This is a genomic window from Pseudomonas sp. 7P_10.2_Bac1 (assembly GCF_025465935.1).
In the GTDB taxonomy this organism is placed as follows: Bacteria; Pseudomonadota; Gammaproteobacteria; order Pseudomonadales; family Pseudomonadaceae; genus Aquipseudomonas.
In genome coordinates this window covers 22,266-40,085 of record NZ_JANLNV010000002.1, presented here as the reverse complement: position 1 = coordinate 40,085, position 17,820 = coordinate 22,266, and the positions used below count along the sequence as shown (strand labels likewise).

Below are 17,820 nucleotides of genomic sequence, written 5' to 3'. Positions count from 1 at the left end.
GACAGAACCAAGTATCGCCCGCTGCTTGATACATCGCCTCACAGCGCCCCCTGATAACGAACCTCCTCCAACTCACGACCACCACGACTCAGACTACGTCGGGAGGCGATTTCAGGAGCCAGGCCAGCGCGACTGTAAAAGCTAATCGCACGTTGGTTATCAGCAAGCACCCACAGAGTCACGCGCTTGAAGCCCTGTTCAATCAGCGCGTTGATTGCTGCCACCCATAGCGCCCGACCAATGCCTGAGCGCCAATACTCGGCAAGGACATAAATGGCACGTACCTCACCGGTTTCCTGCGGCTCGACATCTGCATCACGGCTGCCTCCAACCGCCACCCAACCAACAATTTCCCCCTCGACCAAAGCCACAAAAGCCTGCTCCTGAGCATCTTCTATAGCCTTACGCCATCCGGCTTCACGCTGCGTCAGCGTCTTCTCCAAAGCATCAAGGTACTCTGCGGGCATCAGCCCCGCATACGCTTGCTGCCAACTGCGTACATGGACCCTGGCGATGCCGGCGGCATCACTGGGTTGAGCACTACGAATCACGGTATGCCCTCTTAAATAGAATGATGGATGACAAGCTCCCCATCTTTCATGCCTTCAAGCGCCATTGTAAATATCAAAAAAATGCAAAACACACTTCAGGCTCACGCGCGCATACTGACAACAGACGCTTGAATGCCTTCATCCCTTCTTATAAAAGCCACCGTGAGCTCACTGATGCGCCAACGTCCTTCTTCCCGATTGCTTGTCATAAGCCCCGAAAACCGTGTACTCCTTTTCCGCTTCACCCATAAGACCGGAGCCTTGCAAGGGCAGGAATACTGGGCCACACCCGGCGGCGGAGTAGAACCGGGAGAGACTTTTGAGCAGGCCGCCATTCGCGAACTGTATGAGGAAGTTGGAATAACAGCCCGCAATGTGGGCGCCGAACACGCACAGCGAGTGTTCGAGATGCAACTGCCGGACGGTGAATGGGTGATGGCCGATGAGCGCTTCTTTATCGTTCACTCCCCCACCGAACACGTATCCGATGGGGGCTGGACCGCTCAAGAACGCCTGCTCATGACCCAGCACCGCTGGTGGTCACGAGAAGCATTGCAGCAAACATCGGCCCTAGTTTTCCCTCAGGATCTACTGTCGATACTGGGTCTGCACTTAAGCTAAGCGGATCACGGGGCATTTATGGGCAGAGGTGATAACGAAACCATTGCGCGGCTCAGGATTAAAAATAACCGTGAGTCAAAAACCTCTAGTTCCAATGAAAATTTCATGGAACTCATTTATTGCCGAACTGTCAGGCCTGAGCTATTACTCTCTGCATGATAAAACAAGCTCGATTTAACAAAAAGCAACAGGTAGTCAATGAGCTCGTCCGCCAGATTGAAAGCGGGCTCATGGAAGACGGTTATGTCTTGCCCGGCGAACAAAAGCTTGCCCAGGAGCTGGGCGTCAGTCGCAGCACATTGCATAAGGCACTGATGGAGCTGGAGCGACGCAAATACATTGCTCGACGCACTGCTGGAGGCTCGGTCGTGACCTTTGATGGCATACCACTTGATCAAAAAAACGGCTGGGCTCATGCTCTGGCAAGTACTGGTGCGCGCATCCATACCGAACAGCTCAAACTTGAGGCTGTCGATCGCCCCGAGCTGAACCTGCAGTTTGGTATGAGCCAATTCATCATGCTGGAGCGACGCAGACGTCGCGATGACGGGACAGCGATATCTTTGGAGCGCTCACTCATCCCGGCCACTGGCGGTCTTGAAGGCCTGCCAGGGGTCGGCATGATCGATGACTCACTCACTATCACCCTCGCCGCCTATGGCTTCATTGGGGATCATGGCGACCAGTGGATAGGCGCCGAGCCGCTCAATGAAGAAGACGCCTACTTGCTGGGACGGCCCGCAGGCACAGTGTTTCTCAAGACATTACGCACCACTTATGACCGCCATGGGCGATTGATGGAACACGTCGAAAGTTGGCTAGATCCCACTCACTTTCGCATGCACCACTCCTTTGGAGCCGCACATGAAATCAAGTGATCGTGCGCTGGGCGCCTTTTATGGCCTGGCTTTGGGTGACGCCTTGGGCATGCCGACCCAATCCTTTAGCCGCGCCCAAATCATGGCACGGTTCGGGCAGATTACCGGGCTGGTAGACGCACCTGCCGACCAGCCCATCGCTCCCGGCATGCCCAGGGGTTCGATCACTGACGACACCGAACAGGCGATCCTGGTCGCTCAACTGTTGGTGGACAGCAATGGCGACATTGATCCAAATACCCTTGCACAACGTCTGATCGCCTGGGAAGCCGCGATGCAGGCCAAAGGCTCCCAAGACTTGCTGGGGCCTTCCACCAAACGCGCCATCGAGATGATTCTTGCAGGCAGAAGCCCAGAAGAGTCAGGGCGCTACGGCACTACCAACGGCGCAGCAATGCGCATTACACCCGTCGGCATAGCCGCCGATATCAGCCATCCCGACCGATTTATCACTGCAGTTATCCAGGCTTGCCAGGTCACTCATAACACCAGCCTGGGCATCGCCAGCGCAGCCGCCGTGGCGGCGGTGATTTCCAGTGGTATCAACGGTAAACAACTTGAACATGCCCTCAATGCAGGCACTGAAATGGCCTTCATTGCCGAACACCACGGCCATTGGGTTGCCGGTGGGCGCATCGGCCCACGCATCAGATGGGCCCGGCGTGCCAGCCTGGAATGCAACCCTGACAACGTTGGTGATCTGCTTTACGACGTGATCGGCACCTCCGTCGCATCACAAGAATCGGTAGTGGCAGCCTTTGCCCTTGCGCAACGGGTTGCCAGCAGCAACCTCAACCCTTTTGACGCCCTGTGCATCGCCGCCAGCATTGGCGGCGACACCGACACCATCGCCGGCATTCTCGGCGCGATGCTCGGCGCTTGCGCAGGGCTGGAACACTGGCCCCAGCCCCTGATCCAGCAAGTCAAAGCAGTGAACAACCTGAAGTTGGAAACGTTGGTCGGTCAGTTATTAAGACTACGCAACGCCTGAACAAACCGCGAAGGAGCGCCACATCAACAGTGCTCAAAGGAGCTGCGAGCGACTGTGTCCGCACGGTAATAACAACACCAGGAGCAGAACCCCATGAGCAATCCCAACGCCGGGCACAGTGCCGGGCAACTGGAAACCCGTGGCATCGAACCGGTTCCCGAAAACGAATGCAATGGCAACCCTTTACAACTGTTCTGGGTCTGGTTTGCGGCTAACATCAGCATCCTCGGGTTGCCATTGGGCGCAACATTGGTGGCCTTTCACCAGTTGGCCATTTGGCAGGTCATGATTGTTGCGCTGCTCGGTGCAGCTGGCTCATTCGCCGTGGTCGGCGTGATATCCATCGCCGGACGCCGTGGCCGCGCACCCAGCCTTACGTTGTCACGGGCAATTTTCGGTGTACGTGGGAACATCGGACCTACGCTGGTTTCTTTGATTTCACGCGTGGGCTGGGAAACCGTCAATACCACCACCGCCGCCTATGTACTGCTGGCGTTGTCCGCCATTGTGTTCGACACGCCTACCCAGGCCACGCACGCACCGCTACTGACCCTGCTCTTTATCGCCATCTTTACCCTGTTGACCCTATCGGTATCGGGATTGGGCCATGCCACGCTGCTGGTCATTCAACAGTGGGCAACTTACGTGTTTGGCGCGCTCAACCTGGTGGTTGCGGGATTTCTCTGTGCAACCATCGATTGGCAAGCTGTATTCAGTGCCCCATCGGCACCAATCAGCGCCATGATTATCGGGATCGGAATCATGGCGGCGGGCACAGGGATCGGCTGGGCCAATGCCGGTGCCGACATGTCGCGCTATCAGCATCGCAGCGTGAGCGCCCGGCAACTGGTCGCGTCTGCGGCGTGTGGCGCAGGCATCCCGCTGGTATTGCTGATTACCCTGGGCGGCTTATTGTCTGTCGGCAACCACGACCTCGCCTCAGCCACTGACCCTATCGCAGCCATCCGCAACATGCTGCCCGCCTGGATGGCGGTACCCTACCTGCTCAGCGCATTTGGCGGCTTGCTGCTGTCCAACCACTTGTCCGTGTACTCGGCCGGTCTCACCACATTGACGCTGGGAATCAAAATCAAGCGCGTACAGGCTGTTGTCGTCGATATTGTCGCCATTTTCGCGGGTTCGACTTACTTCATGCTGTATGCCGACAGTTTTTACGCCCCCTTCATTACCTTTATTTCGCTGACGGCGATTCCGATAACCGCGTGGGTCGCGATCTTTGTCGTCGACCTGATCCATCGCCAGTATTACAGCCCCGCCGACCTGATGGACCTGAGCCGCAACAGCAGCTATTGGTACAACGGCGGCATCGAGTGGCGAGCGCTAGGCTCCTGGGCGTTGGCACTGGTTCTGGGGTTCTGCTTCACACAGGTCGGCAGCTCTGATACCACTTGGTTCATCGGGCCGCTGGCTGACTCATGGCTGGGCCATAACGGGCTTGGCTGGGTCGTGACATTTGTAGTCGCGGGCGGCTTGTATGCACTGTTGGGCGGCGCAAAAGACCGCCGCCCAGCCATTACGGGATCTGCCAATGCCTAGATTGCTTCACACCGGCCAAGTCATTATTGACCTGGTCATGGCACTCGATACCCTGCCCCGCTCGGGTGGCGATGCGCTGGCCAACAGCGCCAGTTTCCATGCCGGCGGCGGTTTCAATGTGATGGCCGCGGCGCAGCGCAACGGCCTGAAAACCCTCTACCTGGGCCGACACGGTCAAGGCCAGTTCGGTGACATTGCCCGTTCGGCCATGCAGGACGAAGGCATTGAGATCATCCAGCCGATTGACCTCCAAAAAGATACCGGGCTCTGCGTCGCCCTGACAGAGGCCAATGCCGAGCGCACATTTATTTCCTGCATTGGCGCCGAAGGAATCCTGTCGAGCGAAGACCTCGCAGCGGTCCGCGTCGAACCTGATGATTACGTGTATGTCAGCGGCTACAGCTTGCTGCATCCGGGCAAGGCCGAGTCCTTGCTCAATTGGCTCAAGGGGCTGTCGCAAGGCGTACATGTCACTTTCGATCCGGGACCGTTGGTGCAAACGATTGACCCCGCGCTGATCAACGCCCTGTTACCCCACCTGAATCTGTGGACCAGCAACCGCAGTGAAGCACAAGCGTTCACCTCCTGCCCCGCCATAGCAGACGCTCTAATCGACCTGAGATCGCGCTTGCTCGACGCTTGTCTGGTGGTGGTGCGCGACGGCCCGCAAGGCTGTTGGATCAGCGACAGCCACGGCGCGCAGTTGATTGACGGTTTCCCTGTGCGCGCCCTCGACAGCAATGGCGCGGGAGACGCGCATACCGGGGTCATGCTCGCCGCGCTGGGTGCTGGCCACACCGCGCCAGACGCCGCCAAACGCGCCAATGCAGCTGCAGCTCTAGCGGTCACTCGCTGGGGGCCAGCAACCGCTCCAAAAGCCGACGAAGTTGAAAGATTTATCCAGGGCATACACGCTTAAGCGCATAAACAACATCGAATTTGAGCAAAACAAACAAAATCTGACTCGCAACCCGACCAAAGACTGTAGGAAGACACTCACATATCTATCGTCAAAAGCTGGAAAATGCTCAAGCTGCGTTTTAACCTTACGCTTTGGCTCCCATCCAGCTACACCAATACCCGGCAATTCCTACAGGATGTCGGGCCACTTGCGTGCATGCAGGGCGGAGTTTCTCTTACTGTGTGACGATACTTTTGAAACTCATCATTATTGCTGTTTACGTCTTTTCTATTGCGTACGTGCACCTGCGGGGCAAGGTCCGCCACAAGCTGGGGCGCCAATTAAGCGACCACTCCTCGTTTCTGGCGCCGATCAACTGCTTCCTGTATCTGTTTTCCAAGGTGCCTAGCCAGCCTTACTTGAAACCGGCTGACTTCCCTCAGCTACAGGTGCTCCAGGATCACTGGCAGGAAATCCGCGAAGAAGCGCGAAACCTGATGCAGGCCGGTGAGATCAAACGCTCCGAGCAACCCAACGACGTGGGGTTCAACTCGTTCTTCAAGAGCGGCTGGAAGCGTTTCTACTTGAAATGGTATGGCGACAACCACCCGTCAGCGGTGGAACTGTGCCCGCGGACCATTGAGCTTCTCAACGGTATCGGGACGGTCAAGGCAGCGATGTTTGCCGAGTTGCCGCCAGGCTCGAAACTGGTTCGCCATCGCGACCCTTACGCTGGTTCGTTGCGGTACCACCTGGGCCTGGACACCCCTAATGATCCGGGTTGCTACATCAACGTGGATGGCCAGAACTATGCGTGGCATGACGGCGAAGCGGTGATGTTCGACGAAACCTTTATCCATTACGCCGAAAACACCACCGACAAAAACCGCATCATTTTGTTCTGTGATATTGAACGCCCGATGCAATATCGCTGGGCAGCAGCCTTCAACCAGTGGTTCAGCCGGACCATCATGGCTGCGGCCAGTTCACCGAACGACGCCAACGATAAAACAGGCGGGCTGAACAGGGCATTTACCCGACTGTACAAGATTCGTCTGCGCGGCAAGGAAATGAAGAAACGCAATCGCACGCGCTACTACCTGGAAAAATGGGCGATCTTTGGTGGATTGCTGGCAGTGTTCCTGCTGATTTAACCCACCCTCTTGCTCGCGATCTTTTGAATGATCAAAAGATCGCGAGACAAGCTCGCTCCTCCAGGCGTCAGACCAACAAATTCCACAGCAACAGCGCGCCCAACAATCCGACTAGCGAGACGATGGTTTGCAGCACCGACCACACCATCAGGGTCTGCTTGAGTTGTAAACCAAAGTATTCACGTACCATCCAGAAGCCCGCGTCGTTGACGTGGCAAAAGAATACCGAGCCTGCCCCGATCGCCAGCGCTACCAGCGAGCCCTGAACACCCTCAAGCCCGATAATCAACGGCGCCAAAATACCCGCCGTGGTGGTGGTCGCAACCGTTGCCGAACCTGTTGCCTGACGCAACGCCACGGCAATCAGCCAGGCCAGCATCACGAAGGACAAGTGTGTGCCGGTCGCCACTTTACTGATGGTGTCGCTGATCCCGGCTTGTAGCAGAGTCTCTTTCAAGCCGCCGCCCGCACCAATAGTCAGCAACAGCACGGCAATCGGCGCCAGGCTTTTGCGCAGCACCCCGCCCACTTGGTCGCGGGCCATGCCAATGGACCAACCCAGGCAAATCACCGCCGCCAAAACCGCCAGCCCCAGCGCGATCAAAGGCTCCCCCAGAAACTTCAAGGTCTTGGCCAGGCTACTCTCGGGTGCCATTGCGACCTTGGCCAGCGTGCTGCCCAACATCAGCAGCACCGGCAACAGAATAATCAGCAGGGACACGCCGAAACTCGGCTTGCGACGGGTTGGAACCTTGGCGGAAAACAGTTCGCCCAACTCGGCCGGCTCGACCACATGCATGCGTTTGGACAGCCAAATGCCGTACAGCGGCCCGGCCAGGATCACCGCCGGAATCGCCAGGCACAGCCCCAACAGCATGGTCAGCCCCAAATCGGCGTGCAAAGCGCTGACCGCGATCAGCGGGCCCGGATGCGGAGGCATAAGAGCATGCAGCGCCGTCATCCCGGCCAATGCCGGAATGGCGACCTTGAGCAGCGGTTGGCCGGACTGCCGGGCGATCACAAAAATGATCGGTACCATCAGCACCAGACCGACTTCGAAAAACAGCGGCAGCCCGATCACCATTGCCACCAGTGCCATCACCCACGGCAAGGCACGGCCCCGCGCATGGCGCAGCAAGGTTGAAGCGATCTGATCCGCAGCCCCGGATTCCGCCATCAAGGCACCGAGCATCGCGCCCAGCGCAATAATGATGCCCGCCTCTCCGAGAATGCTCCCTGCCCCTTTACTGAAAGCCTTGGCGACCACTTCTGGTGGCAAACCTGCACCGATTCCCGCGATAAAAGTACCGATCAGAATCGACAGAAAGGGCGTGAGCTTACAAACACTGATTAGAACGATGATGGCAACAATGGCCAGCAAGCAGCACACGATTAACTGAGTGTCGTGTGCCAGCCATAGTGGAGTTGAAAGATCCAACGTTGAGCCCTCTCTTTGTCTTTTTTTGTTACGAGAGAGGTAAATATAACGGATGCCAAAAGTGCTCAGGATGAAGAATGAGACAGATCGATCTCAGCGGCTGATCCCGTTTAATTACAAGGCGCGTCGCTGTGTCAAATCTGGCTCTGAACCGCAGCCTGGCCAAATTTGACACGCGACCCGAAGGGGAACAGCCTCTAACTGACGACCAACGGCGGCAAGGTTCCGAGCAAAGAAACAGCCGCTATCGCCGACAAGCCCAGCAACCACTCGAGGGCGACACTGCTGCGCAGAACAGCGAAATGCCCTGCGCGGCTCATGACCAGATTGAACAAGGCCAAAAGCAGCATCAGGACGACCAATGACACCTTGATCAATAGAATCAGCGCAAACCCCTGAAACAGCGGCGTAGGCCAGAGCGCTCCCGTCAGCACCCGGGTATTGATCAGGCCTGTCACAATTATCCCGGCCACCAGCACAAAGCCGATATGACTGAAGCGGCGTAGCACCGCATCGACCTCAACCCCAGCCGGACGCGTCAACACCCACCACAACACCGCCAGGCCGCCGACCCAGGCGCCAACGCACAATAAGTGGATCATCTGGTTCAGGATCAGCAACTGGCCCTGCCAGCCATCGAGCATCGCGCCATGCCCAACAGGCGCCAGGGTGGCCAACAGCAAAAAGCTGACGACAGCGATCAGGCCAAAACGGAACGTGGTGTACAACGCGACAAGCAACAGCACGTTGAGCAGCAGATGAGCGGTCCAGACCTTCCCAAAAAAAGTACTGCCCAGCACCAGTTTCAGGGTTGCCGGGTCAAGGGTGTCGGACCAGCTACCGGCCATCGAGAACGTGGTCAGCAGTAGCCAGGCGATGCCGCTGACCAGCGCCAACCAGGCCAAACCACGGCAAGCGGCGCGCAGAGGTGGCCGCCCCCCCGAGAACGGCCCCAGCAACAACGGCCTGAACACCCAGCCACCAAACAACAGCAGGACCGCACTGAAATGCACGAAACGGCAGACCACCATGGCGCTGAACATCAGATCAGTTGCTCACCTTAAAGCTATAAGTACCTTCAGTTTTGTGGGTATCAACAGACACCGCATTCCACTTGACCTCGTACTGCCCTGCTACCAGCGGCTGCTCAGGCGTTACCACCAGCACTTTCTTATCGGCTGGCTCGGTTTTGACACTGCTCAGCGCAACCGGGGCGCCATCGTGGGTGAGCGCAACTTTGGTGAACGCTTGCTCGACCCCTTCACTGAACTGCAATCGCAACTCCTTGACGTCACTGGCGCTGCTATCTGCGGCCGGGGTCGCTTGCTGCAGGTGCGCATGGGCGAATGCGGCGCCGGCACTGGCCATCAATGCCACCAACGCTGTTGTATTGAGGATTTTTTTCAAGAAAGCAGCTGACATCGCGAAGTACCTTGAGATAGGAATACGCCGCAATAATACTCGCCTAATCTGATTTGGGGGCGCTCATGCTCCACCCGAGCGACAACCACACGTAACGCGCAAGGAATTGATAATGCCCACTCGCCTCAGTTTCATTTCTCACGCCCGCACTGAAGCACAGCGTCTGGGCCGCTTTGCTCTGGACGAGCCACCTGAGCCTAAAAGCCTGGAGAAAACGGCGCTTATCGCCTCTGCCCTGAAAAAGCCCGTGCGAATTCTCTGCGCGCCCGAGGCCCGCACATTGCAGACCGCCCAGGCCTTGGGCGGCGAAATTGAAATCATCCCCGAGCTTGAGGATTACGACGCGGGTGACTGGAAAGGCCACAGCCTGGCCGACCTGCAACAGAACATCCCCCAGACACTTGCCGACTGGATCAACCACCCGGACCAGGCACCGCCTGGCGGCGAATCAGTACAGGCCCTGTGCGCACGGGTCGCAGCCTGGCTTGATACCTTTCGCGAAGAAGGCCACTTTGCGGTGGTGACGCACCCGTTCGTCATTCGCGCAGCCATCCTGCATGCGCTAAAGGCCAGCACCGCGTCTTTTAATCTGATCGATATTGAGCCGCTGGCAGTGGTCGACCTGCGCTTCAATGACCGATGGCGTCTACGGTTTTGAGTGGCTGAGACACACCGCGCAACCTGAATGTGCGACAGCTGCGCGGCCCGACCCACCCTCGCAAGGCTCGTCAACTGCTACAGAGGGCGCGCAGATCACTCTTCCAGCGTCAACCCGCCCGGTGGCAACGGCAGCGCCGTCTTGTAGCGCACCTGCTTGAGAGCAAAGCTGGAGCGGATATTCGCCACACCAGGGACCTTGGTCAGAAAGTCCATCATGAATCGCTCCAGGGCCTGAATGCTCGGCACCAACACCCGAATCAGATAATCCGGATCGCCCGCCATCAGGTAGCACTCCATGACTTCCTGGCGATCAGAAATTGCCGCCTCAAAGTGCTGCAACGCCTCCTCGACCTGCTTCTCAAGGCTGACATGAATAAACACGTTAACGTGCAGCCCCAGCATGTCAGCGTCGAGCAAGGTCACTTGATCACGAATCAGCCCGCGTTCTTCCATGGCCTTGACCCGGTTAAAACATGGCGTCGGTGACAAGTTCACCGAGCGTGCAAGGTCCGCGTTGGTGATACGCGCATTCTGCTGAAGGCTGTTGAGAATCCCGATATCCGTCCGATCTAGCTTGCGCATGAGATAAAAACACCTGTTTTTTATGTTTATGCAGAATTCTTATCCTGATTGGTCACAAAGCACAACGAACTACAGATAAATATTCTTCACTGTCAGGCATATGATTGTTGTAGGACAAGATTTGGCTTTTTCAACGGCCAGATCTTCGACGTAAAACGAGCTCCCGCGCCTAATAAACACGACAAAATCGAGCGTAGAGAAAGCCATGACCGACTATGCACCGCTGCGTCTGCACGTTCCCGAGCCCTCCGGCCGTCCAGGCTGCAAGACCGACTTCAGCTACCTTCGCCTGACCGATGCAGGCAAGGTTCGCAAACCCGCTATCGACGTAGATCCCGCAGACACCGCTGACTTGGCCAAAGGCCTGATCCGTGTGCTCGATGACAAAGGGCAAGCGCTGGGCCCATGGGCCGAGGGCGTACCGACCGAGGTGCTGCGTGCCGGCATGCGCGCGATGTTGAAAACACGAATTTTCGACACCCGCATGGTGGTCGCCCAGCGTCAGAAAAAAATGTCGTTCTACATGCAGAGCCTGGGCGAAGAAGCCATTGGCAGCGCCCAGGCCCTGGCGCTGAACCTGGATGACATGTGCTTCCCGACCTACCGCCAACAAAGCATTTTGATGGCCCGCGATGTGCCGCTGGTCGACCTGATCTGCCAATTACTGTCCAACGAGCGCGATCCACTCAAGGGTCGGCAATTACCCATCATGTATTCGGTGCGGGACTACGGCTTTTTCAGTATTTCTGGCAACCTCGCCACTCAATTCGTACAAGCGGTCGGCTGGGGCATGGCCTCGGCCATCAAGGGTGACACCAAAATCGCCTCGGCCTGGATTGGCGATGGCGCCACCGCCGAATCTGACTTTCACACCGCCCTGACGTTTGCTCACGTGTACCGCGCTCCGGTCATCCTCAACGTGGTGAATAATCAGTGGGCAATTTCGACCTTTCAGGCAATTGCCGGCGGCGAATCCACCACCTTCGCAGGCCGAGGCGTAGGCTGCGGGATTGCCTCGCTGCGGGTTGACGGCAACGATTTCGTGGCCGTGTACGCCGCCTCGGTCTGGGCCGCAGAACGGGCGCGCCGCAACCTGGGGCCTACGTTGATTGAGTGGGTGACCTACCGCGCAGGCCCGCACTCCACCTCAGACGACCCTTCCAAGTACCGCCCAGCCGACGACTGGAGCCACTTCCCGCTAGGCGATCCGATTGCCCGTCTCAAACAGCACCTGATTGCCACCGGCAACTGGTCAGAGGAAGAGCACGCCGCCGTCAGCGCCGAACTGGAAGCCGAGATCATCGGTGCGCAAAAGGAAGCCGAACGTTTCGGCACCCTGGCCGGCGGTCACATGCCAAGCGCCGCGACGATTTTCGAAGACGTGTACAAGGACATGCCCGACCACCTGCGTCGGCAGCGTCAAGAATTGGGGTTATAACCAGATGAACGACAACAATAAAATTCAGATGGAGAACGCCGTGAGTATCAGCACCATGACGATGATCCAGGCCCTGCGCTCGGCCATGGATGTCATGCTTGAGCGCGACGATAACGTGGTGGTGTTCGGGCAGGACGTCGGCTACTTCGGCGGCGTGTTCCGCTGCACCGAAGGCTTGCAGACCAAGTACGGCAAGTCCCGAGTGTTCGACGCCCCCATCTCCGAAAGCGGCATCGTCGGTGCGGCCGTGGGCATGGGCGCTTATGGCTTGCGGCCAGTTGCCGAAATCCAGTTTGCCGACTACTTCTACCCGGCATCCGACCAGATCGTCTCCGAAGCGGCGCGCCTGCGCTATCGCTCGGCGGGTGAGTTCATTGCCCCCATGACCCTGCGCATGCCGTGCGGCGGCGGCATTTACGGTGGCCAGACCCACAGCCAAAGCCCGGAAGCCATGTTCACTCAGGTGTGCGGCCTGCGCACCGTCATGCCGTCCAACCCGTATGACGCCAAGGGCCTGCTGATTGCCGCCATCGAAAACGATGATCCGGTGATTTTTCTGGAACCCAAACGCCTGTACAACGGCCCATTCGATGGCCACCACGAGCGCCCTGTTACTCCATGGTCCAAACACTCTGCCAGCGCTGTGCCAGATGGCTACTACACCGTCCCGCTGGACTGCGCCGCCATCGTGCGTCCAGGCACTGAGGTCACCATCCTGACCTACGGTACCACCGTCTACGTAGCCCAGGCCGCTGCCGAAGAAACCGGCATCGACGCTGAAGTCATCGACCTGCGCAGCCTGTGGCCGCTGGACCTGGATGCGATTGTCACCTCCGTGAAAAAAACCCGTCGTTGTGTCGTCGTGCACGAAGCCACTCGCACCTGTGGCTTCGGCGCCGAACTGATCGCGCTGGTTCAAGAGCACTGCTTCCACTACCTGGAAGCACCCATTGAACGCGTTACAGGTTGGGACACGCCCTACCCGCATGCTCAGGAGTGGGCTTACTTCCCCGGCCCTGCGCGGGTGGGTGCGGCTTTGCAACGGGTCATGGAGGTTTAAATGGGTACGCACGTTATCAAGATGCCGGACATTGGCGAAGGCATTGCGCAAGTTGAACTGGTGGAATGGTTTGTCAAAGTCGGTGACCTGGTGAGCGAAGATCAGGTGGTGGCCGATGTCATGACCGACAAGGCGACCGTGGACATCCCGACCCCGGTAGCCGGTCGCGTCTTGGCACTCGGCGGCCAGCCCGGCGAAGTCATGGCCGTGGGCAGTGAGTTGATCCGCATTGAAGTGGAAGGTGCCGGCAACCTGCGTGAAGACGCAGCGCCCACCGTAACAACCCAAGAGCCAGTAGCCGCGCCAAAAGCGCCAGCGCAGGCCCGGGTTGAAGTCGCGGCGGTGACGGCACCGGCAGTCAAATCTGTGCCAACACCACGCGCTGCCCCGGTGGCCCGCGAAGCCAATGAACGTCCGCTGGCCTCACCGGCGGTACGCAAACGCGCGTGGGATGCCGGGATTGAACTGCGTTTTGTGCAAGGTAGCGGACCTGCGGGCCGCGTGCTGCACGATGACCTGGATGCTTATCTGGCACAGGACGCTGGCACCACTCCGGTAGCGGCTGGCGGCTACGCCATGCGTAGCGATGAAGAGCACATCCAAGTGATCGGCCTGCGCCGCAAAATCGCCCAGCGCATGCAAGATGCCAAGCGTCGCGCTGCACACTTCAGCTACGTTGAAGAAATCGACGTGACCGCCCTTGAAGAGCTGCGCGCCCAGCTCAATCAGAAATGGGGCGACAGCCGCGGCAAACTGACCTTGCTGCCGTTCTTGATGCGGGCAATGGTCGTGGCCTTGCGCGACTTTCCGCAGATCAACGTTCGCTACGACGATGAAGCGCAAATCATTACCCGCTTTGGCGCCGCCCACATCGGCGTCGCTGCGCAAAGCGATAGCGGCCTGATGGTACCGGTGGTTCGGCATGCCGAAAGCCTGACCCTGTGGGGCGCCGCCGATGAAATCGCCCGTTTGGCCAACGCCGTGCGCACCGGCAAGGCGACCCGCGAAGAACTCTCCGGCTCGACCATCACTCTCACCAGCCTCGGCGCACTGGGCGGTATTGCCAGCACCCCGGTGGTCAACTTGCCGGAAGTCGCCATCATTGGCGTCAACCGCATCGTTGAGCGCCCGGTCGTGGTCAAGGGCCAGATCGTGATTCGCAAAATGATGAACCTCTCCAGCTCCTTCGACCATCGCGTGGTGGACGGCATGGATGCGGCGCAATTTATCCAGGCCATGCGTGGCTTGCTCGAACAACCTGCCACCCTGTTTGTGGAGTGAACATGCAGCCAACTCAACACACCACGCTGCTGATTATCGGCGGCGGCCCTGGCGGCTATGTAGCAGCGATTCGCGCCGGCCAGTTGGGCATTCCAACAGTACTGATCGAAGGCCAATCGCTGGGCGGCACCTGCCTCAACGTCGGCTGCATCCCGTCCAAAGCGCTGATTCACGTGGCCGAACAGTTCCACACCACGCAACAGTACAGCACTGGCCAGTCACCTCTGGGGATCAAGACCCAGGCGCCGACTCTGGACATCGGCCAGAGCGTGCAATGGAAAAACAGCATTGTCGATCGCTTGACCACCGGCGTTGGCGCACTGCTGAAAAAGCACGGGGTCAAGGTCATTCATGGTTGGGCGAAGATCCTTGATGGCAAAGCCGTTGAGGTCGATGGGCAGCGCATCGAGTGTGAGCACCTACTGCTCGCCACGGGTTCCCACACTGTCGACCTGCCGATTCTGCCCATCGGCGGCGCCATTATTTCGTCCACTGAAGCACTGAACCCGACCAGCATTCCCAAGCGCCTGACCGTTGTGGGCGCGGGGTACATCGGTCTGGAACTGGGTATCGCGTATCGCAAATTGGGCGCGGAAGTAACAGTCGTCGAAGCCCGTGAGCGAATCCTGCCGACGTACGATAAAGATCTGACACTGCCGGTCGCTGAATCACTCAAGGCGCTGGGCATCACTCTGTACCTTGAGCACAGCGTAGAAGGCTTCCAGGCCAGCACCAAAACCCTGTCGATGCGCAATCGCATGGGCGAAAGCCAAACCCTGGAAACCGATCAGGTACTGGTGGCTGTCGGCCGTCGGCCACGTACCCAGGGCTTCAACCTGGAAACCCTGGCGCTGGCGATGAACGGCTCGGCCATTCGCGTCGACAACCGCTGCCACACCAGCATGCGTAACGTCTGGGCGATTGGTGACCTGACTGGCGAGCCGATGCTAGCGCACCGAGCCATGGCTCAGGGCGAGATGGTGGCCGAGATCATTGCCGGCAAACAGCGCGAGTTCAGCCCCGCTGCGATTGCAGCCGTATGCTTTACCGATCCAGAAATCGTCGTGGTGGGTAAAAGCCCAACTGAGGCTGAAGCGGCCGGGCTGGACTTTATCAGCGCCAGCTTCCCGTTCAGCGCCAATGGCCGCGCCATGACCCTGGAGTCCAAAACCGGCTTCGTGCGAGTGGTTGCGCGGCGTGACAATCACCTGATTGTCGGCTGGCAAGCCGTGGGCGCCGGGGTGTCGGAATTGTCCAGCGCCTTTGCCCAGTCACTGGAAATGGGCGCGTGCCTGGAAGACATCGCCGGCACCATTCACGCCCACCCTACCCTGGGTGAAGCCGTGCAAGAAGCCGCCCTGCGCGCCCTGGGGCATGCGTTGCATCTGTAACCACAGTTACACCGCCACAATTCTCCCTGTAGGGCGGGCTTGCTTTTTAAAAGATCAAAAGCTTGCTCCTACAGGGCGTGTTGTGGCTTTTACGGGCTTTTAAACAGGCTCCATAAAAACGCCAGCAAGCCACCCACGGTGGCAATCCCTGCCAGCCAGCCCACTGCAGATAAACCCTGCCATTGCGGCCCTGCCGCAGCTATTTGCGGGCCAAAGGCTATCAGCAGTGCGCTGATCAGCAACGCCAGCGACAGGCGGGTCGATGCCAGTCGCAATGAGCGTTCCAGCCGCTCCAGCCCTGGCATATCGACCTTGAGATCAATAACCCCGTGTTTGAGCCGATGCACCATCAATCGGGTCAGTTTGGGCAGATCAGCCAGTACCCCGCGACCCAACTGCAAACCGTCAATGCCCAGACGTTTGGCGGCCTTCCAGTCAAATTGTTCGCGCAGCATTTTCTCAACGGCTGGCTTGGCCGTCGCCACCAGATCAAGGTCTGGATCAAGCTGGGTCAATACGCCATCGGCCGTAATCAGCGCTTTGAACAACACCAGCAAATCCGCTGGCAGCGGCAAGCGGTAATCACGGATCAGCTCAAGGAAATCGCTGATCAGCGCGCTCATTTTCAAAGGGCCGCCCTTGTGCCGCGACATGTACTCCCGAGCTGCTTGTTCGATCAACGAGAGGTCTTGCACCCGCTCGCCGCTCCAGTCGATCAAAACACCCACCAAGGTCTCGGTGCTGCCTTCGGTCAAGGCCCGCATAAAGTTCATGACCTCGATCCGACGTCGTTCATCCAGCCGTCCGACCATGCCGAAGTCGATAAAGCCCACGCGGTTTTCACTTATTGCCCGCAAATTCCCAGGGTGCGGGTCGCCATGAAACAGGCCGTCCTCGAGCAGCATCTTGATAAACGCCTGTGCCCCGCGCTGGGCCAACAGACTTGGATCGAGCCCTTGCGCGGTCAGCGCTTCACGGGTCAACGGGGTAAAACTCGGCAAAAAAGCCTGGACCAGTAAACGTTGGCTGCTGAACGGCCAATAAATGTGTGGAATCACGATATGCGGGACCTGCGCAAAGTTATGCGCCACGCTGTCGCAGTTTTGCCCTTCCTGAGTGAAATCCAGCTCTTCAAGCATGGCCTTGGCCAACTGCCGAACCATTTGTCGTGGCTGGTACACCGCCAGCGCCTCGTTCTGCTCAATCAACTGCGCCAGGCTTTCCAGCAACTGCAAATCGGCAGTCATTTGTCGGCGCAAGCCTGGCCTTTGAACCTTGACGACCACCGCTTCACCGCTGAGCAAACGCGCTCGGTACACCTGAGCCATGGACGCGGCGGCCAACGGCTGGGTGTCAAACTCGGCAAACACCTGGTCCAGTTCACAGCCCAGGTCTTCAAGCACCTGCCCCTCAAGCTCCGCCCACGGCAAGGTCGAAGCCTGGCTATGCAGGGCTTGCAATTCATCGACCCACTGCGGTGACAGGATGTCACTGCGGCTGGCCAGTATCTGACCGCATTTGATAAACGTCGGCCCCAGGGTTTCCAGGGCCATGCGCACCCGCTGCGGGGTACTGGCGGGCAGTGACTCGCCGGGTTCGGACTCGACGCCGGCCAACAAGCGCCCCAACCCAAGCCGTATCAACACGTCCTGCGCGCCAAAGCGCACCAGGGTCGCGACAATGTGCTGCAGCCTGCGGTGATGTTTCAAGGCGGTCCAAGTGGGTTCAAGCATGAATTGACCTCCCTTTAGAAGTGCTGCCGTGTGCCTTTGCGGCCTCTAACTGCGACCGCAGCGAGCGCTGATCATTCGATTGATTTAAGTCCGCTTGCGCCCACAGTCAAAACCAATGCACGCAAACACTGGGCGTGGTGGCCTAACACCAGTAGAATCGCG

17 protein-coding genes are annotated in these 17,820 nt (G+C 58.5%); 11 read left to right on the top strand and 6 right to left on the bottom strand.

What is annotated here, in order from left to right:
- Positions 1–38: 38 nt before the first annotated feature.
- Entirely contained in the window at positions 39–551 is a 513-nt protein-coding gene (locus NTD86_RS00435; RefSeq protein ID WP_262200173.1) for a GNAT family N-acetyltransferase, read from the bottom strand.
- Between the two features lie 174 nt (positions 552–725).
- Here NTD86_RS00435 and NTD86_RS00430 point away from each other — a divergent pair, with 174 nt between their 5' ends.
- The 6 genes from NTD86_RS00430 to lpxO all read left to right on the top strand — a co-directional run bounded on the left by NTD86_RS00430 (position 726) and on the right by lpxO (position 6,653).
- A complete protein-coding gene (locus tag NTD86_RS00430; RefSeq protein WP_262200171.1) occupies positions 726–1,172 on the top strand; it encodes an NUDIX hydrolase in 447 nt (148 codons plus the stop codon).
- A gap of 155 nt (positions 1,173–1,327) precedes the next feature.
- Positions 1,328–2,050: a GntR family transcriptional regulator gene (locus tag NTD86_RS00425; RefSeq protein ID WP_262200169.1), complete on the top strand. Its 723-nt coding sequence runs from the start codon at positions 1,328–1,330 to the stop codon at positions 2,048–2,050.
- Positions 2,037–3,041, top strand: coding sequence for an ADP-ribosylglycohydrolase family protein (locus tag NTD86_RS00420; protein ID WP_262200167.1), 1,005 nt, complete (start codon positions 2,037–2,039; stop codon positions 3,039–3,041). Before NTD86_RS00425 ends, NTD86_RS00420 begins: the two co-directional genes overlap by 14 nt.
- A gap of 93 nt (positions 3,042–3,134) precedes the next feature.
- Positions 3,135–4,598 (top strand): purine-cytosine permease family protein, encoded by a 1,464-nt coding sequence (locus NTD86_RS00415; RefSeq protein ID WP_262200166.1) that lies wholly within the window; start codon positions 3,135–3,137, stop codon positions 4,596–4,598.
- Entirely contained in the window at positions 4,591–5,517 is a 927-nt protein-coding gene (locus tag NTD86_RS00410; RefSeq protein WP_262200164.1) for a PfkB family carbohydrate kinase, read from the top strand. The genes NTD86_RS00415 and NTD86_RS00410 overlap by 8 nt, the downstream gene beginning before the upstream one ends.
- Before the next feature lie 236 nt (positions 5,518–5,753).
- Positions 5,754–6,653: a lipid A hydroxylase LpxO gene (gene lpxO, locus NTD86_RS00405; protein ID WP_262200162.1), complete on the top strand. Its 900-nt coding sequence runs from the start codon at positions 5,754–5,756 to the stop codon at positions 6,651–6,653.
- Positions 6,654–6,720: 67 nt separating this feature from the next.
- Here lpxO and NTD86_RS00400 read toward each other — a convergent pair whose 3' ends face one another.
- The 3 genes from NTD86_RS00400 to copC all read right to left on the bottom strand — a co-directional run bounded on the left by NTD86_RS00400 (position 6,721) and on the right by copC (position 9,513).
- Entirely contained in the window at positions 6,721–8,091 is a 1,371-nt protein-coding gene (locus NTD86_RS00400) for a GntP family permease (RefSeq protein ID WP_262200160.1), read from the bottom strand.
- A gap of 197 nt (positions 8,092–8,288) precedes the next feature.
- Complete coding sequence (gene copD, locus NTD86_RS00395) at positions 8,289–9,134, bottom strand: copper homeostasis membrane protein CopD (RefSeq protein ID WP_262200159.1); 846 nt, start codon at positions 9,132–9,134, stop codon at positions 8,289–8,291.
- Positions 9,135–9,138: 4 nt separating this feature from the next.
- A complete protein-coding gene (gene copC / locus NTD86_RS00390) occupies positions 9,139–9,513 on the bottom strand; it encodes a copper homeostasis periplasmic binding protein CopC (protein ID WP_262200157.1) in 375 nt (124 codons plus the stop codon).
- A gap of 112 nt (positions 9,514–9,625) precedes the next feature.
- On the opposite strand from copC, the gene NTD86_RS00385 reads away from it, so the two are divergent.
- Positions 9,626–10,171 (top strand): histidine phosphatase family protein, encoded by a 546-nt coding sequence (locus tag NTD86_RS00385; RefSeq protein ID WP_262200155.1) that lies wholly within the window; start codon positions 9,626–9,628, stop codon positions 10,169–10,171.
- A 95-nt stretch (positions 10,172–10,266) separates the two neighbouring features.
- Here NTD86_RS00385 and bkdR read toward each other — a convergent pair whose 3' ends face one another.
- Positions 10,267–10,755 (bottom strand): Bkd operon transcriptional regulator BkdR, encoded by a 489-nt coding sequence (gene bkdR, locus NTD86_RS00380; RefSeq protein ID WP_262200153.1) that lies wholly within the window; start codon positions 10,753–10,755, stop codon positions 10,267–10,269.
- 205 nt (positions 10,756–10,960) lie between these two features.
- On the opposite strand from bkdR, the gene NTD86_RS00375 reads away from it, so the two are divergent.
- From NTD86_RS00375 to lpdA, 4 genes are read left to right on the top strand one after another with little or no spacing between them, the layout of a single operon-like run.
- The gene (locus tag NTD86_RS00375; RefSeq protein WP_262200151.1) at positions 10,961–12,193 is read left to right on the top strand and encodes a 3-methyl-2-oxobutanoate dehydrogenase (2-methylpropanoyl-transferring) subunit alpha; all 1,233 of its coding nucleotides are present in this window, start codon (positions 10,961–10,963) and stop codon (positions 12,191–12,193) included.
- Positions 12,194–12,197: 4 nt separating this feature from the next.
- The gene (locus NTD86_RS00370; protein ID WP_262200149.1) at positions 12,198–13,253 is read left to right on the top strand and encodes an alpha-ketoacid dehydrogenase subunit beta; all 1,056 of its coding nucleotides are present in this window, start codon (positions 12,198–12,200) and stop codon (positions 13,251–13,253) included.
- Entirely contained in the window at positions 13,254–14,534 is a 1,281-nt protein-coding gene (locus NTD86_RS00365; RefSeq protein WP_262200147.1) for a dihydrolipoamide acetyltransferase family protein, read from the top strand.
- Between the two features lie 2 nt (positions 14,535–14,536).
- Positions 14,537–15,925 (top strand): dihydrolipoyl dehydrogenase, encoded by a 1,389-nt coding sequence (gene lpdA, locus NTD86_RS00360; RefSeq protein ID WP_262200145.1) that lies wholly within the window; start codon positions 14,537–14,539, stop codon positions 15,923–15,925.
- An 89-nt stretch (positions 15,926–16,014) separates the two neighbouring features.
- On the opposite strand, the gene NTD86_RS00355 is transcribed toward lpdA, so the two are convergent.
- On the bottom strand, positions 16,015–17,658 hold the full coding sequence (locus tag NTD86_RS00355; RefSeq protein ID WP_262200143.1) for an ABC1 kinase family protein: 1,644 nt from the start codon (positions 17,656–17,658) through the stop codon (positions 16,015–16,017).
- Positions 17,659–17,820 lie beyond the last annotated feature (162 nt).

Excerpts from the sequence above, each read along its gene's own strand:
- NTD86_RS00430 (WP_262200171.1), top strand. The coding sequence starts at position 726 with ATGCGCCAACGTCCTTCTTCCCGATTGCTTGTCATAAGCCCCGAAAAC.
- NTD86_RS00425 (WP_262200169.1), top strand. The coding sequence starts at position 1,328 with ATGATAAAACAAGCTCGATTTAACAAAAAGCAACAGGTAGTCAATGAG.
- NTD86_RS00420 (WP_262200167.1), top strand. The coding sequence starts at position 2,037 with ATGAAATCAAGTGATCGTGCGCTGGGCGCCTTTTATGGCCTGGCTTTG.
- NTD86_RS00415 (WP_262200166.1), top strand. The coding sequence starts at position 3,135 with ATGAGCAATCCCAACGCCGGGCACAGTGCCGGGCAACTGGAAACCCGT.
- NTD86_RS00410 (WP_262200164.1), top strand. The coding sequence starts at position 4,591 with ATGCCTAGATTGCTTCACACCGGCCAAGTCATTATTGACCTGGTCATG.
- copD (WP_262200159.1), bottom strand. The coding sequence starts at position 9,134 with ATGTTCAGCGCCATGGTGGTCTGCCGTTTCGTGCATTTCAGTGCGGTC.
- copC (WP_262200157.1), bottom strand. The coding sequence starts at position 9,513 with ATGTCAGCTGCTTTCTTGAAAAAAATCCTCAATACAACAGCGTTGGTG.
- NTD86_RS00385 (WP_262200155.1), top strand. The coding sequence starts at position 9,626 with ATGCCCACTCGCCTCAGTTTCATTTCTCACGCCCGCACTGAAGCACAG.
- bkdR (WP_262200153.1), bottom strand. The coding sequence starts at position 10,755 with ATGCGCAAGCTAGATCGGACGGATATCGGGATTCTCAACAGCCTTCAG.
- NTD86_RS00375 (WP_262200151.1), top strand. The coding sequence starts at position 10,961 with ATGACCGACTATGCACCGCTGCGTCTGCACGTTCCCGAGCCCTCCGGC.
- NTD86_RS00370 (WP_262200149.1), top strand. The coding sequence starts at position 12,198 with ATGAACGACAACAATAAAATTCAGATGGAGAACGCCGTGAGTATCAGC.
- NTD86_RS00365 (WP_262200147.1), top strand. The coding sequence starts at position 13,254 with ATGGGTACGCACGTTATCAAGATGCCGGACATTGGCGAAGGCATTGCG.
- lpdA (WP_262200145.1), top strand. The coding sequence starts at position 14,537 with ATGCAGCCAACTCAACACACCACGCTGCTGATTATCGGCGGCGGCCCT.
- NTD86_RS00355 (WP_262200143.1), bottom strand. The coding sequence starts at position 17,658 with ATGCTTGAACCCACTTGGACCGCCTTGAAACATCACCGCAGGCTGCAG.